This is a genomic window from Duganella sp. OV510, assembly GCF_900100205.1.
GTDB lineage: Bacteria > Pseudomonadota > Gammaproteobacteria > Burkholderiales > Burkholderiaceae_D > Rugamonas.
Genome location: NZ_FNEQ01000001.1, coordinates 996,434 through 1,011,593 on the forward strand (window position 1 = coordinate 996,434; position 15,160 = coordinate 1,011,593).

The 15,160-nt window shown below is 61.0% G+C and carries 16 protein-coding genes; 2 read left to right on the plus strand and 14 right to left on the minus strand.

The features are described from left to right. Window positions 1–76: 76 nt before the first annotated feature. The 14 genes from cheY to flhD all read right to left on the minus strand — a co-directional run bounded on the left by cheY (window position 77) and on the right by flhD (window position 12,474). Window positions 77–466: a chemotaxis response regulator CheY gene (gene cheY, locus BLS51_RS04635; RefSeq protein WP_008450066.1), complete on the minus strand. Its 390-nt coding sequence runs from the start codon at window positions 464–466 to the stop codon at window positions 77–79. Window positions 467–590: 124 nt separating this feature from the next. Beyond that, window positions 591–1,667 (minus strand): protein-glutamate methylesterase/protein-glutamine glutaminase, encoded by a 1,077-nt coding sequence (locus BLS51_RS04640; RefSeq protein WP_090177521.1) that lies wholly within the window; start codon window positions 1,665–1,667, stop codon window positions 591–593. A gap of 18 nt (window positions 1,668–1,685) precedes the next feature. Next, the gene (gene cheD / locus BLS51_RS04645; protein WP_090177518.1) at window positions 1,686–2,285 is read right to left on the minus strand and encodes a chemoreceptor glutamine deamidase CheD; all 600 of its coding nucleotides are present in this window, start codon (window positions 2,283–2,285) and stop codon (window positions 1,686–1,688) included. An 8-nt stretch (window positions 2,286–2,293) separates the two neighbouring features. Continuing rightward, a complete protein-coding gene (locus tag BLS51_RS04650) occupies window positions 2,294–3,160 on the minus strand; it encodes a CheR family methyltransferase (protein ID WP_090177514.1) in 867 nt (288 codons plus the stop codon). 69 nt (window positions 3,161–3,229) lie between these two features. Next, window positions 3,230–4,957, minus strand: coding sequence for a methyl-accepting chemotaxis protein (locus BLS51_RS04655; protein WP_090177511.1), 1,728 nt, complete (start codon window positions 4,955–4,957; stop codon window positions 3,230–3,232). A 115-nt stretch (window positions 4,958–5,072) separates the two neighbouring features. Further along, on the minus strand, window positions 5,073–5,567 hold the full coding sequence (locus tag BLS51_RS04660) for a chemotaxis protein CheW (RefSeq protein ID WP_090177508.1): 495 nt from the start codon (window positions 5,565–5,567) through the stop codon (window positions 5,073–5,075). A gap of 9 nt (window positions 5,568–5,576) precedes the next feature. Further along, window positions 5,577–7,769, minus strand: coding sequence for a chemotaxis protein CheA (gene cheA / locus BLS51_RS04665; RefSeq protein ID WP_090177505.1), 2,193 nt, complete (start codon window positions 7,767–7,769; stop codon window positions 5,577–5,579). 45 nt (window positions 7,770–7,814) lie between these two features. After that, window positions 7,815–8,180 (minus strand): response regulator, encoded by a 366-nt coding sequence (locus BLS51_RS04670; protein ID WP_090177503.1) that lies wholly within the window; start codon window positions 8,178–8,180, stop codon window positions 7,815–7,817. 34 nt (window positions 8,181–8,214) lie between these two features. Beyond that, complete coding sequence (locus tag BLS51_RS04675; RefSeq protein WP_090177500.1) at window positions 8,215–8,763, minus strand: chemotaxis protein; 549 nt, start codon at window positions 8,761–8,763, stop codon at window positions 8,215–8,217. A 49-nt stretch (window positions 8,764–8,812) separates the two neighbouring features. Next, complete coding sequence (gene motB / locus BLS51_RS04680) at window positions 8,813–9,769, minus strand: flagellar motor protein MotB (protein WP_090177496.1); 957 nt, start codon at window positions 9,767–9,769, stop codon at window positions 8,813–8,815. 37 nt (window positions 9,770–9,806) lie between these two features. After that, on the minus strand, window positions 9,807–10,667 hold the full coding sequence (gene motA / locus BLS51_RS04685; RefSeq protein WP_090177493.1) for a flagellar motor stator protein MotA: 861 nt from the start codon (window positions 10,665–10,667) through the stop codon (window positions 9,807–9,809). A 132-nt stretch (window positions 10,668–10,799) separates the two neighbouring features. Beyond that, window positions 10,800–11,522 (minus strand): class I SAM-dependent methyltransferase, encoded by a 723-nt coding sequence (locus tag BLS51_RS04690; RefSeq protein WP_090177489.1) that lies wholly within the window; start codon window positions 11,520–11,522, stop codon window positions 10,800–10,802. 67 nt (window positions 11,523–11,589) lie between these two features. Then, window positions 11,590–12,138, minus strand: a complete 549-nt coding sequence (gene flhC / locus BLS51_RS04695; RefSeq protein ID WP_090180617.1) for a flagellar transcriptional regulator FlhC — start codon at window positions 12,136–12,138, stop codon at window positions 11,590–11,592. 18 nt (window positions 12,139–12,156) lie between these two features. Beyond that, the gene (flhD, locus tag BLS51_RS04700) at window positions 12,157–12,474 is read right to left on the minus strand and encodes a flagellar transcriptional regulator FlhD (protein ID WP_090177486.1); all 318 of its coding nucleotides are present in this window, start codon (window positions 12,472–12,474) and stop codon (window positions 12,157–12,159) included. A gap of 568 nt (window positions 12,475–13,042) precedes the next feature. On the opposite strand from flhD, the gene kynU reads away from it, so the two are divergent. Both kynU and kynA read left to right on the plus strand, forming a co-directional pair. Beyond that, on the plus strand, window positions 13,043–14,284 hold the full coding sequence (gene kynU, locus BLS51_RS04705) for a kynureninase (protein ID WP_090177479.1): 1,242 nt from the start codon (window positions 13,043–13,045) through the stop codon (window positions 14,282–14,284). Between the two features lie 16 nt (window positions 14,285–14,300). After that, window positions 14,301–15,158 carry a tryptophan 2,3-dioxygenase gene (kynA, locus tag BLS51_RS04710; protein WP_090177476.1) on the plus strand — a complete coding sequence of 286 codons (858 nt, stop codon included), beginning with the start codon at window positions 14,301–14,303 and terminating at the stop codon, window positions 15,156–15,158. Window positions 15,159–15,160 lie beyond the last annotated feature (2 nt).

A 15,160-nucleotide genomic window follows, 5' to 3' on the forward strand; every position in this document is an offset into this window, starting at 1 on the left:
GGCCTTAGAGGTATAGCTCGGCAGCGCCCGCGTCCGCGCTACCCGCTTGCGGGGGACTGGCCCCCGCCGCCGACAATCAAGCTCCGAGTTTTTCGAAGATCTTGTTCAGTTTTTCGTCCAGCGTTGCTGCGGTGAATGGTTTAACCACATAACCGTTGGCGCCGGCTTGCGCCGCCGCGATGATGTTTTCCTTTTTCGCTTCCGCAGTCACCATCAGCACTGGCAGTTTGGCCAGGGCTGGATCGGCACGAATGTTCTGCAACATCGTCAGGCCGTCCATATTCGGCATGTTCCAGTCGGACACGACGAAGTCGAAGGATTCTGCGCGCAGTTTTGCCAGCGCCATCACGCCGTCTTCTGCCTCGTCGACATTGGCATAACCCAGTTCTTTTAACAGATTCCGGACGATGCGGCGCATCGTCGAAAAATCGTCAACAACTAAAAATTTCATCTTTGGATCAGCCATGAATTGCTCCGTTGTTTCTCTACGCGGTTGTTAATAGTGCCTACTATTTGGCATTAAGTTGTAGGATAGCATTTTCGTTGCCCTAAGGCGAACAAAGTCGCAGTAAAACGTCACACTTGCACAATTAAACACGCAGAGCGCGCATACCGTGCTGTGCCAGGTGACCGAGCACCATGCCCGGCAGTGCCTGCAGCGCGCCGACTTCGTGCGCAGCCCCCACCGCAATCGCCTCGCGCGGCATGCCGAACACCACGCAACTTGCTTCATCCTGGGCGAAATTATACGCCCCGGCGTTACGCATCTCCAGCATGCCGGCGGCGCCGTCCTTGCCCATGCCAGTCAGGATAACACCAACCGCGTTCTTGCCTGCTGCTTGCGCGGCGGAACGGAACAGCACATCGACCGACGGACGGTGGCGGTTGACCGGCTCGGCCTGGTCGATGCGGGTCATGTAGTTGGCGCCGCTGCGCGTCAGGTACAGATGCGAGTGGCCGGGCGCAATATAGGCGTGGCCCGGCAGCACACGCTCATTGCCCTGCGCTTCCTGCACCGAGATCTTGCACAGCGTGTCGAGCCGCTTGGCAAACGAGCGGGTAAAGCCTTCCGGCATGTGCTGGGTGATCAGGATGCCGGGGCAGTCGGACGGCATCTGCATCAGAAATTCGCGGATCGCCTCGGTGCCGCCGGTGGAAGCGCCGACGATGATCAGTTTTTCCGACGACAGCAGCGGATTGCGCAGCGCCGACAGCGGCGTCGCCGTATGGCCTTCGTGGCCCGGCTGCGGCAGGCGGCGCGCCTGCACACGGGCCTTGGAGGCGGCACGGATCTTGTCGGTGATCAGCTCGGTGTATTCGCGCATGCCAGCCTGAATCGAGATTTTCGGCTTGGTGACAAAGTCCACCGCGCCCAGTTCCAGCGCGCGCATGGTGATTTCCGAGCCGCGCTCGGTCAGCGACGACACCATCACCACCGGCATCGGCCGCAGGCGCATCAGTTTTTCCAGGAAATCCAGGCCGTCCATCTTCGGCATCTCGACGTCCAGCGTCAGCACGTCAGGGTTGGTCTGCTTGATCAGCTCGCGCGCCACCAGCGGGTCGGGCGCGGCGCCCACCACTTCCATGTCGGGTTGGGAGTTGATGATCTCGCTCATGACGCTGCGGATCAGTGCGGAGTCGTCGCACACCAGGACTTTGATCTTCATAAAATGCTTTCTTGTTATTTAAAACAGATCGATCTCGCCGCCCACCGGTGCCACCTTGAGGCGGCTGGCGTATTCGATTTCGCGCTTGACCAGGGTGTCATTGTGGCTTTGCATCAGCTTCTTGACCAGCACCTTGCCGGTGCGCGGGAAGAAATACACCTTGCGCGGGTAGATGTCATTCAGGTCTTCCGCCACCACCCTGATCCGTTCCACTTTCAAAAAATTCAGCACAAAGGCGGCATTGCGTTCGCCGACGTTGATCGCGGTAAAGCCCTTCAGCACGGCGCCGCCGCCGAATACCTTGGCTTCCAGGTTCTCGCGCTTGGCGCCGGCCTTCAGCAGGTCATTGATCAGGATTTCCATCGCATACGTGCCATAGCGCGCCGAAGCCGACACCGGGCTGCCGTTGTCGCCGCCGCCGTCCGGCAGCATGAAGTGGTTCATGCCGCCCAGGCCGGTGGTGCGGTCGCGGATGCAGGCCGACACGCAGGAGCCGAGCACGGTGACGATCAGCATGTCCTTGTTGGTGTGGTAATACTCACCAGGCAGGATCTTGGCGGCCTGACAGTCAAACGTCCGGTCGTAATAGACGTTGGTGGCAAATTGTTCGAGGTCCATGTTTTCTCTCAGGTGCGGTGCGGCGGTGCTTTACGGGCGGCCGAGCTATCGTCCAGTTCGTAGACGGTCTTGCCGCGCAGTTTCAACGACTCCGAGACATACAGGAAATTCTCCGAGTGCCCGGCAAACAGCAGGGCATCCGGCTTCATCAGCGGCACGAAGCGCGCCAGGATCTTGCGCTGGGTCGCCTTGTCGAAGTAAATCATCACGTTGCGGCAGAAGATGGCGTCGAACTGGCCACTGATCGGCCAGCTGTCCGCCAGCAAGTTCAACTGCTTGAACGTTATCATATTACGCAATTCCGGCCGGACACGGGCCATGCCTTCGCGGTCGCCCTTGCCTTTGAGGAAAAAGCGGCGCTGGCGCTCGGGCGACATCTTGTCGAGACGGTCCATGCCGTAGACGCCGTTGGCGGCGGTGGCCAGCACATTGGTATCGATGTCGGTAGCGACAATCTGCACGTTGGGCGTCAGCGTGTTGAACGCTTCGCAGACGGTCATGGCGATCGAGTAGGGTTCCTCGCCGGTGGAGCTGGCGGAGCACCAGATGGTCAGCGGCTCGCGCTTGCCCTTGACGTGGTCGGCCAGTAGCGGGAAGTGGTGGGCTTCGCGGAAGAACGAGGTCAGGTTGGTGGTCAGCGCGTTGGTGAACGACTCCCACTCCTCGCCGAGGCGGCCGGCTTCCAGCTCGTCCAGGTATTTGGCGAACGAGTCGATGCCGGTGGCGCGCAGGCGGCGCGCCAGGCGGCTGTAGACCATCTCCTGCTTGCTGTCCGCCAGCGAGATGCCGGCGCGCTTGTAGATCAGGCCACGCACCCGCTCGAAATCGCGGGCGTTGAAGTCAAATTCTTTGACGGTGTCTTTTGATTGCGGCATATGTTGAATCCTTTTTGATGCGTGTTTCTAAATATGCCACGTCGCACCGGCAAACGCCGGTGCGACGGCTTAAAACTCTTCCCATTCGTCGGCGCCCGAGGACGCCGGCGTGGATTTCTTCGCTGCGGCCGGCTTTGGCGAAGGCTTGGTCGCTGCCGGGCGCGGCGCGGCAATCGCTGGCGCGGCGGCTGCGGCCGGCTTGGCCGTCACCGCGCGGCGCGGCGCCGGCGCAGCCTGGCGCACCGCCGCATCATGCGACAGCTTGAAGATGCTGACCGCCTGCGACAGGAATTCCGCCTGCTCCTGCATGCTTTCCGCCGCTGCTGCCGCCTGCTCCACCAGCGCCGCATTCTGCTGCGTCATCTCATCCATCTGCGAGATCGCCGTATTGACTTCCTCGATGCCGTTGCTCTGTTCCTGCGTGGCGGCGGTGATCTCGCCCATGATATCGGTCACCTGGCGGATCGACGTAACGATCAGATCCATGGTCTGGCCAGCTTCATCCACCAGTTTGCTGCCAGCGTCGACTTTCTCCACCGAATCGGTAATCAGCTCCTTGATTTCCTTGGCGGCGCCGGCCGAGCGCTGCGCCAGATTGCGCACCTCGGAAGCCACCACCGCGAAACCACGGCCCTGCTCGCCCGCACGCGCCGCCTCGACGGCCGCATTCAGCGCCAGGATATTGGTCTGGAAGGCGATGCCGTCGATGACCGAAATAATGTCGGCAATCTTGCGCGACGATTCGGTGATCGAACCCATGGTCTGCACCACCTGCGACACCACGCTGCCGCCCTTCTCCGCCACCGACGATGCCGATACCGCCAGTTGGTTGGCCTGGCGCGCATTGTCGGCATTCTGCTTGACGGTCGAGGTCAATTCTTCCATCGACGACGCCGTCTCCTCCAGCGAGCTGGCCTGCGACTCGGTGCGTGCCGACAGGTCGGCATTGCCCGAGGCGATTTCCTGCGACGCGGTCGAAATCAGCTCGGTGCCGGTGCGCACATCGCCCACCGTCTTGGCCAGGCTGTCGTTCATGTCCTTCAACGCCTGCAGCAGTTCGCTGGTTTCATCGCTGCCTTCCACCTGCACGTGCGAAGTCAGTTCGCCCGACGCCACCTTCTGCGCCACGCCAACCGCGCCCGACAGCGGCACGGTGATCGAGCGGGTAATAATCGTTGCGCACACCACGCCCAGCGCCACCGCCACGCCCCCCAGCACAAACAGCACCAGCATCAGGCCGCGATCGGCGGTGACGGAATTGTCCATCACTTCGGCAGCGTTGGCCTGCTGCATGTCGACCAGCTTGTTGATCAGCGCCAGCGTCTGGGTGTTCAGCGGATCGATGCGGCCGGAAATCACCTTGGCGCCGCCTTCGCTGTTGAACGCCAGGATCTGTCCGATCGCTTCCTTGAACGCGGCATCGGTGTCGGCGTCCAGCGCCGCCAGTTCCGTCAGCACTTTTTTCTCGCTGTCATTCAGGCCCTGCGCCTTCAGTTCATTCAGCGCCTTGTCGTAACGGGCGCGTTGGTCCTTGACCTTCTGTTCTTCCTTCTGCATCAGGCTGACGTCCGACTGCAGGCCGATATTCCGCATGGCGATGCCGGTTTCCAGCATGGCACTCTTCATCGTGCCCGCTTGCAGGTTCTTGGCGGTCGCTGTTTCCAGTCCCTTGGTCAGCTTGTTCTTGTTGCTGTAATTCAGGTAGTTAGTCATCAGCACGATGCCCACCAGGATCAGCAGGATGATGCCGAAGCCAATGCGTAGCCGTGCGCCGATTTTGAAATCGCGTAAATTCATGGTGTCACTCCCCTCTTCTATACTCTATCGTCGTGTGGCGGCGCGCCCTTCTTTTTGGGGCACGTCCGTATTGCTTTAACACCGGGGCGGGGCTGTGGCGCCGGCGGTGGCGGTCTTACGCCGCCAGTTGGTCCATCAAGCCCATTTCAGGGCTGGACATCAGCTTGTCGATATTCACCAGGATCAGCATGCGCTCATCGATGGTACCCAGGCCGATCATGTAGTCGCTGCTGAAGGCGGTGCCCATTTCCGGCGCCGGCTTTACCTGCTCCGGCGTCAGCGTGGTCACGTCGGACACGGAGTCCACCACCATGCCGACGATGCGGCCATTGATGTTGAGGATGATGACCACGGTGAACTGGTCGTACACCGGCTCGCCCAGGTTGAACTTGATGCGCATGTCGACCACCGGAATGATGATACCGCGCAGGTTGATCACGCCCTTGATGAATTCCGGCGCGTTGGCGATGCGGGTGACCGCCTCGTAGCCGCGGATCTCCTGCACTTTCAGGATGTCGATGCCGTATTCTTCCGCGCCCAGCTTGAAGGCCAGGTATTCGTGGCCGGCGATCTCGCTGGCGTGTGCGGTGTTGGATTGGATCTCTGCCATCTTGGCCCCCTATGAAGAAAAAATCGATTCGTCGGCCAGTTGGCGCGACGAGCGTATCAGTGCAGCGACGTCCAGAATCAGCGACACGCCGCCGTCGCCAAGGATGGTGGCGCCGGAGATGCCAGCCACCTTGCGGTAATTCGACTCCAGGTTCTTGACCACCACCTGCTGCTGGCCGACCAGTTCATCGACGAACAGGCCAGCCTTGCGGCCGTCGGTTTCGACGATGATGACGATGCCCTGGCACGGGTCGCTGAAGCGCGGCGTGATGTCGAACATCTGGTACAGCGGCACCAGCGGCAGGTATTCGCCGCGCACCTTGATGACCCGGCCCTTGCCGCTGATTTCCTTGACATCTTCCGGCGCCGGTTGCAGCGACTCGATGACAAAGCCAAGCGGCAGGATGTACACCTCGTCGCCGACACGGATCGACATGCCATCCAGGATCGCCAGCGTCAGCGGCAGCGAAATCGAAATGGTGGTGCCGAAGCCCTTGGCCGAACGGATGTCGACCACGCCGCCCATGGCAGTGATGTTACGCTTGACCACGTCCATGCCGACGCCGCGGCCGGAGACATCGGTGACCACATCGGCGGTGGAGAAGCCCGGCGCGAAGATCAGTTGCCAGACTTCGGCGTCGCTCATGGTATCACTGACCGCCAGGCCGTTCTGCTGCGCCTTGGCCAGTATCCGCTCGCGGTTCAATCCGCCGCCGTCATCCGAGACTTCGATAATGATGTTGCCCCCCTGGTGCGAGGCCGACAGGAACAAACGGCCGGCATCGCTCTTGCCGCCGGCGCGGCGCACCTCCGGCATCTCGATGCCGTGGTCGATCGAGTTGCGCACCAGGTGGGTCAGCGGATCGACGATGCGCTCGATCAGGCCCTTGTCCAGCTCGGTGGCGGCGCCGTTGGTGATGAAGTCGACCTTCTTGCCCAGCTTGTGCGCCAGGTCGCGCACCATGCGCGGGAAGCGCGAGAACACGAAGTCCATCGGCATCATGCGGATCGACATCACCGCTTCCTGCAGGTCGCGGGTGTTGCGGGTCAGCTGGCCGACGCTGTTCAGCAGGCGCTCGTGCACCATCGGGTCCAGCGTGTCGACGCGCTGCTCGATCATCGCCTGTGTGATCACCAGTTCGCCGACCAGGTTGATCAGCTGGTCGACCTTCTCGATCGACACGCGGATCGACGCCGATTCGGCGCCGGCGTGGGCAGGCGCCTTCTCTTTTTCCTTCTCTTCCTTCTTGGCGACTTTCTTCTCTTCTTCCGCTGGCGGTGTCTCGATGACGATGCCGGCGGCGGCGCGGATCTGTTCGACCGGCTGGAAGAAGCCGTAACCCTGCGCATCCTCGGAGGCGGCGCCGGCGTTGGCGCGGATTTCGTCCAGCGGCTGGAAGAAGCCATAGCCTTCGCCGCTGGCGCCGGCCGGTTTCAGTTCGGTGGTATCGAAGAAGCCATAGCCCAGATCGGCCTCGACCTGGTCGCGCGCGGTCTTCTCTTTTTGCGCCTGGGCGTCGTCCAGCGCCGGCAGTTCGGTGACCTGCATCTCGTCCGGATTCAGCACGAACGAGCAGATGGCGATGATGTCATCCAGGCTTTCGTGCGTGGTGACCACCATCGCATTGCGGTCCTTGTCCAGCGGCGTGATCGAAACGTGGCCCATCAGACCCAGCTCCTCGCCCAGCGCCTGTACTTCGCGGTGCGCCATGGCCGGCAGTTCCAGGCGGTAGCGGCGGCCGCCGCTGTGATCGACCACCTTGGCTTCGACCGCGTTATAGGCCGGCGCAACGGGCGCCAGCGCCACCACCGGCACATCCTGCGCCAGCGATTGCAGCATCATGCGCACGTTGCCGACCGCATCCTGGTCCACTTCGCTGCCGAGGCGGTGCCCGTCCAGCTGCATCTTGAGGATGTCCTTGGCGGCCAGGAAGGCGTCCACGTGTTCGCCGGTCAGCGCCATCTCGCCCTTGCGGATACGGTCCAGCAGGGTCTCCAGCACGTGCGTGATTTCGCTCATGTCGGTCACGCCAAAGGTCGACGCGCCGCCCTTGACCGAATGGGCGGTACGGAAGATCGCGTTCAGATCCTCGGTGTCAGGCGACTCCACATTGACGGCCAGCAGCAGCCGCTCCATTTCAGCCAGCAGTTCCTCGGCCTCATCGAAAAAGACCTGATAAAACTGGCTTATATCGATGGTCATGGTGATACTCCGTTACGTTCGCTTCGCATCATTGCGCGCCCTATATCAGCCGATGACCTTTTTAACTACCTCGATAAGCCGCTGTGGGTCGAAAGGCTTGACCAGCCAGCCGTTGGCGCCGGCGGCGCGGCCCTTGGCTTTCATTTCGTCGGACGATTCGGTGGTCAGCATCAGGATAGGCGTCTTGGCATAGCTGGGCAGCTCGCGCAGCAACTGGATCAGTTGCAGGCCGTCCATGCGCGGCATGTTCTGGTCGGTCAGCACCAGGTCGACGTTCTGCAGCTTGGCCTTTTCCAGGCCTTCCTGGCCGTCCACCGCTTCCACCACCTGGTAGCCGGCAGCCTTGAGGCTGAAGGCAACCATCTGGCGCAGGGAGCTGGAATCATCAACTGCAAGTATAGTCTTGGCCATCTTATTCTCTCTTGTAAATCACGTTGTTTAGGTGTTAGAACAGCTCGATGTCGCCGCTTTCCAGGTGCTGCTGACTGACTGCCTTGCGCAGCACGCTGCGCAATTCCAGACTCTGTATCGCCAGCGCCATGCTGACCTTGCCCAGCAGTTCGACAATCTGCTCGTTGTCGCTCTCCGGCAGCATTTCGTCGCCGTGCGCGCCCAGCGTGCCGAGGAACTCGCGCAGACCGGTGACGCGCTTCAGTGTGCGGTCCAGCAGCTGGCTGGTCATGTCCTGGAACTGCAGGCTGGTGATGGCGGCGTTGACATAGCCGCCGACCTGGCCTTGCAGCGCCTCCAGCTGGGTGCGCTGCTCGGGTGTGACGGTGCCACCATCCAGCAGCAGCTGGATGGTGGCCTGTTCCGCTTCCACCGTCTGGTGGATGGCCATGAAGTTGAAGGACAGCTTTTCAATCGCTTCCTCCAGCAGCAGGCCAGTCTGGATCAGGTCGGTCTCGACTTCGGTCAGATGCCGGCGACCGTGGTCAGACACGCCGGACAGCAGGCGCTTGACATGGGAACCCAGAATTTTTTTTCTCGTCATAACAGTCTCGATTACTTCTGCTTGCTTATTTGCTTATTTGCCTATGTGCTTATTTGCGGACAGGCGGGCCGGCCGGCTTGGCCTGGGCGGCAGCCGCAGGTGCGATCTCGCCGGCATCCTCGACGTCGCCAACCTCGATCTTGCGGCCGTCGCGCAGCACACTGTCTTCGGCGCGCTTGTTCATCACCACGATGCTGATGCGGCGGTTGATCGGATTGAACGGATCGGCCTTGTCGAGGTTGATGGCCGAGGCCAGCCCCACCACGCGCAGCATCTTGGCATCCTGCATGCCGCCAGCGATCAGCTCGCGGCGCGAGGCGTTGGCGCGGTCGGCCGACAATTCCCAGTTGCTGTAACCGGCGTCGCTCATGTAAGGCGTCGAGTCGGTGTGGCCGGACAAGGTGATGCGGTTGGGCACATCGTTCAGCACGAAGCCGATCTCGTGCAGGATTTCCTTGGTGTACGGTTGCAGCTCGGCCTTGGCCAGCGCGAACATCGGACGGTTCTGCTCGTCGACGATCTGGATGCGCAAGCCTTCGCTGGTGATGTCCAGCAGCAGCTGTTCCTTGTATTTCTTCAGCAGCGGATTGGCCTCGATCTTGTTCTCGATGCGCTCCTTGAGGTTTTTCAGGCGCTGGTTCTCTTCCGCTTCCAGCGCTGCCTTGGCGGCGGTCAGGTTATAGGTCTTCTTGACCTGCGGATCGTCGCTGGCCTTGACCTGGCCGTCGGTGCGGGTCAGGTCCTTGCCGCCGCCCTTCAGGATCGAGGAGCTGTCGCCGCTGCCGGAACCGCCGGACATCGCCACTTTTAGCGGCGTCTTGAAGTATTCGGAAATGCCGTTAAGGTCACCCTTGGTGGTCGAGCCGAGCAGCCACATCAGCAGGAAGAAGGCCATCATTGCCGTCACGAAGTCGGCGTAGGCAATCTTCCAGGCGCCGCCGTGGTGACCGCCGCCATGCTTCTTGATGCGCTTGACGATAATCGGCCGCAGGCCCTCTTCAGCCATGATTCATCCTTAAACAATAGAGTATGCGCAGCATGGCTTACTTCGATTTGGATTTCTTGATGTGGTCTTCCAGCTCGTTGAAGGACGGACGCTCGGTCGAGTACAACACTTTGCGGCCGAATTCCACTGCCAACGCCGGCGCATAGCCGTTCAGGCTGGCCAGCAGCGTGACTTTCACGCACTGGTACATCTTGGTCGACTCTTCCAGCTTCTGCTCCAGCAGACTGGCCAGCGGACCGACGAAACCGTAAGCCAGCAGGATGCCGAGGAAGGTGCCGACCAGCGCGTGAGCGATCAGGATACCCAGCTCGGCCGGCGGCAGGCCCACCGATTCCATCGTGTGCACCACGCCCATCACCGCCGCCACGATACCGAAGGCCGGCATGCCGTCGCCCAGCCTGGCGATGGCATGCCCGGGTGCGGCGCCCTCGTGGTGGTGGGTTTCAATTTCGATATCCATCAGGTTCTCGATCTGGAACGCATCCATATTGCCGGACACCATCAGGCGCAGGTAATCGGTCATGAATTCGACGATGTGGTGGTCTTCCAGCACGCTTGGGTACTTGCTGAATAGCGGGCTCTGCTCCGGGCTATCGATGTCGCCTTCGATCGACATCAGGCCCTCCTTGCGCACCTTGGACAGCACGTCGAACAGCAGCGACATCAACTCCATGTACAGGTCTTTGGTGTAGCGCGAGCCCTTGAACAGCGTCGGCAGCGCAGCCAGCGTGGATTTCAGCGTCTTGCCGTTGTTACCGACCAGGAAAGCGCCAAAGGCGCCGCCACCGATCATGACCAGCTCCAGCGGCTGGAACAGCGCGGCCAGATGCCCGCCACTCATGGCGTAGCCGCCGAACACGCCGACGCAGACCACTACATATCCGATGATGACTAACAAGGTGTGCTGACTCCCCAGAGCGAAAACCGGCCGAATTGTGACTAAGCGGGCCGGTTTTTTCAAGAATTTACATATAGAACTACAATAGCCTGACTAGGGGGCGAGGGGCAAGTGAATAACGTCAAATGATGCTTAAAAGTACCATATATAGAGGGGATTCTCTCCTGCTGTGGCACGAATGATGCTATCTGGCGTTCTTTCCTCAATGACAAATTCATAGCTTACGAGCATCGAACCAGCAGCCATTTCCGCGCTCGCCTTGCGCCACAATCCCGGCATGGCAGCTGGCGACAGGTAGGCGAACACCAGGTCGAACTGACGGAAATCAAGATTTTCATAGTCGCCGCGCATGAAACGGGCGCGACTGCCGGTCAGCCGCGCCCGCAGCCAGCTATATAACCAGGGCAGCGGCGCCAGTTCGATACCGATCGCCTCGGCGTCCGGGCGCACGCGCGCCATGTATAGCGTAAAGCCGCCAAGGCCGCTGCCGATATCGACCACGCGCGGCGGCTTGTCCGCCGGTAGCAATTGGCGCACCGCGTCCCACACGGCCGGCCCGGACGGGTAGTAAGGCACTTGCGTGCGGAAGGTCGACCAGTACCAGCCCAGCAGCAGCAAAAAGCCGGCGCCGAACAGCCAGGACGGCAGCTGCAGCGCGAGCGTGGTCAGCAGCGCCAGCGGGAACAGCAGCTGGATCGCGCGCCACCAGGCTGCCAGCGCCAGCTTCCAGGTGATCAGCGCGGCCAGCAGGCCCTGCACGACGGCCAGCGTCAGATAATCGGTGGGTAAACGGAAACTGGCCATCAGGTACAGGATGGCCAGGGTCAGCGGCAATGCACCGCACTGGATCAGCATAGCCCGCACGGCAGGCGCGCGGAGGATGCGTTGAATGTAATTGATATACGTTTCAGTCACGCGGGCATTATGCCGCGATTGCCTCGGCTTCGCGCGATTTTTTGGTCTTGCCGGCACGCGAAGGCATGTGGCACAGGCCGCAGACGTAGCTGCCGTTCAGGTCCATGGCGTTGACCACGAACTTGCCCTGGCACTTGCCGCATGGCGCAGTTTCCAGCATCTTGCTGCTGAAGAAGCGCACCAGCGTCCAGGCGCGGGTCAGCGACAGCAGCGGCTCTTCGCCCGGCTCCGGCGGCATTTGCTCCAGGTAGAGCTTGTACGCCTTCATCACCGCTTCGACACCGGTGGCGCCGGCATGCGTCACCAGGAAGCTGTGGATGTTGATGAACAGCGAGGAGTGGATATTTGGCTGCCAGGTCAGGAACCAGTCGGTCGAGAAAGGCAGCATGCCTTTCGGCGGCGACACGCCCCTCAGCTCCTTGTACAGCTTGAGCAGGCGTTCGCGCGACAGCGACACTTCCGATTCCAGCAGTTGCAGGCGGGCGCCCAGCTGGATCAATTCGATGGCCAGCTGAATTTCCTGGGCTTCCGACACAACACTCTTCTTGGCGGCCATGATCTGCGCTCCCAGCAATTAAACGATTTCTTCGACTGGCTGGCCGGCCATCAGGATGGCGGCGTGCGACTGGGCCAGAACGCGGTCTTTATTGTAGTTGGTCAGCATCGACAGGATGGCGCTGTCGTCGAAGCGGAAGCGGGCCAGCATCATATTGCCGCCTGCCAGCTTGAGGATTTGTGCGTTGCTCATGCCTTCGATCAGGTCGGCGATTTCAGCAGCGATGCCCAGACGGAAAATCGCGGTGACTTTATCGGCGCGGATCATCTGCTGAGCCAGCATCAGGTAGCTCAGGTTGGCGTCGCGAATTTCAGCCATCATATCGTTTGCGGTCATTTTCCCACTCCTTGCGTTTTCTCTCTGTCGGAACACGTTTGCGTTTCCGTTGAGATACATTCTGCTTGAGCAACAAAAGGGCGAGTAGAGGATACTCTCCGTATTTTTCGTCGGGAAATAGAGGACGCGACCTGTCGGTGTTTGTCTTACAAACACTCGCAGATCAGCTGCTACGCCCTTGCGGCGTAGGTTTCTTGCGGGATACAAGTTTCAAAAAATCATCCCTTTAAATCGAAAAATAAAGCGGCAAAGCGACTCTTTTTTGCGACATCTAAACCGGTAACGGCAGTCTTTTGGAGAACTTTAGGGTTTTAACGAAAAAAATTTAAAAATTTTTTGCCTACCCGCCCGACCGGTCGATGCACGGTTTCCTGCGCATCTAAGAACGGTAACGGCAGGGTTTAGGGGAACTTTAGGGTTTTTTTGAAAAAAAATCGAAAAATTTTTAAAAAAGTGCGCAAGTCCAGTATTCATGCGGGTTTGCGGCGGATACTGCCGCTGAAAAATCGGCGCTTTGGGCAATTTTTCAGGTTACACTCGCTGCTTTAGACCTCAACTTGTATCCACAATGACAACTCGCAATCACTGCCTGGAGCGCGACGCGCAAGATCCGCTCGCCTCCTTGCGCGACCAGTTCGATCTGCCAGCCGGCATTATTTATCTGGATGGCAACTCTTTGGGCGCACGGCCAAAATCCGCCCTCACCCGCGCCCAGCAAGTGATCGCCCAGGAATGGGGCAAGGACCTGATCCGCAGCTGGAACGCTGCCGGCTGGTTCGAGCTGCCCAAGCGCCTCGGCAAGCTGCTGGCGCCGCTGATCGGTGCCGCCGATGGCGAAGTGGTTGTCACGGATACCACGTCGGTCAATCTGTTCAAGGCGCTGGCCGCCGCGCTGGATATGCAAGCCGCCGATGCCGGCCGCCGCGTGATCGTCACCGAACGCTCGAACTTCCCGACCGACATCTATATGGCCCAGGGCCTGACCACCTGGCTGGATCGCGGCTACACGCTGCGCCTGATCGACAGCCCGGAGGAACTGCCGGCCGCCATCGGCGCCGATACCGCCGTGGTCATGCTCACCCACGTCAATTACCGCACCGGCTACCAATACGACATGCAGGCCGCTAGCGCCCTCGCCCACGAGCACGGCGCGCTGATCCTCTGGGACCTGGCCCACTCGGCCGGTGCGGTGCCGGTCGATCTGCACGCCGGCGGCGCCGATCTGGCGGTGGGCTGCACCTATAAATACCTGAACGGCGGCCCTGGTGCACCGGCTTTCATCTGGGTGCCGAAAAAGCACCAGCCGCATTTCCACCAGCCGCTGTCCGGCTGGTGGGGCCACGCCGCGCCATTCGCCATGGCGCCAGACTTCCAGCCGGCCGAGGGCATCGCCCGGGCGCTGTGCGGCACCCAGCCGATCGTCTCGCTGGCCTTGGTCGAATGCGGCCTGGACGTCCACCACCAGACCAGCATGGCGGCGATCCGCGCCAAGTCGCTGGCGCTGACCGATCTGTTCATCGAACTGGTGGAAGCCCGTTGCGCCGCCCATCCACTGGGCCTGGTCACGCCGCGCGCACACGCCAATCGCGGCAGCCACGTCAGCTTTACCCATCCGCACGGCTACGCGGTGATGGCGGCGCTGATCGCACGCGGCGTCATCGGCGATTATCGCGAGCCAGCCATCATGCGTTTCGGCTTCACGCCGCTGTACACCAGCTATGCTGATGTATGGGACGCTGTCGAAATCCTGCGCGACATCCTGGATCGCAAGGACTACAACATCGACGCCAAGCGCGACGCCGTGACCTGAAAACGAGATAAACAGTATGAGCGAAAACAAATGCCCGATGCACGGTGCCGACACCAACCCTGAATGGCACGGCGCGCAAATGGACTTCAGCAACGCGATGAGCTACGGCGACTATCTGGGCCTGAACCAGATCCTGCACGCCCAGCACCCGCTGTCGCCCAACCACAATGAAATGCTGTTCATCATCCAGCACCAGACCAGCGAACTGTGGATGAAACTGATGCTGCACGAAATGCGCGCGGTGCGCACGCACATCCAGGCCGACGACCTGCCGCCAGCCTTCAAGATGCTGGCGCGCGTGGCACGCATCATGGACCAGCTGGTGCACGCCTGGGACGTATTGGCCACCATGACGCCGCCGGAATACACTGCCATCCGCCCTTACCTGGGCGCCTCATCCGGCTTCCAGTCCTACCAGTACCGCGAGATTGAATTCATCCTCGGGAACAAGAACGCCGCGCTGCTCAACGTGCACGCCACCACGCCGGAACTCCCGCTGCTGCAAGAAGCGCTGAACACGCCGTCGATCTACGACGAAGCCGTCAAGCTGCTGGCCCGCCACGGCCTGCCGATTTCCGCCGAGCGCCTCAACGCCGATCCCACCTTGCCAACGGCAGCCGACGAATCAGTGCAGCAAGCGTGGCTGCAAGTCTATGGCGACCCAACGCGCTATTGGGCGCTGTACGAGCTGGCGGAAAAGCTGGTCGACATGGAAACCGCGTTCCGCTTCTGGCGCTTCCGCCATGTCACCACGGTCGAGCGCATCATCGGCTTCAAGACCGGCACCGGCGGCACGGCCGGCGTCAGCTACCTGCGCAAGATGCTGGACGTGGTGCTGTTCCCCGAGCTGTTCGCGCTACGCACCGCGCTGTAAGC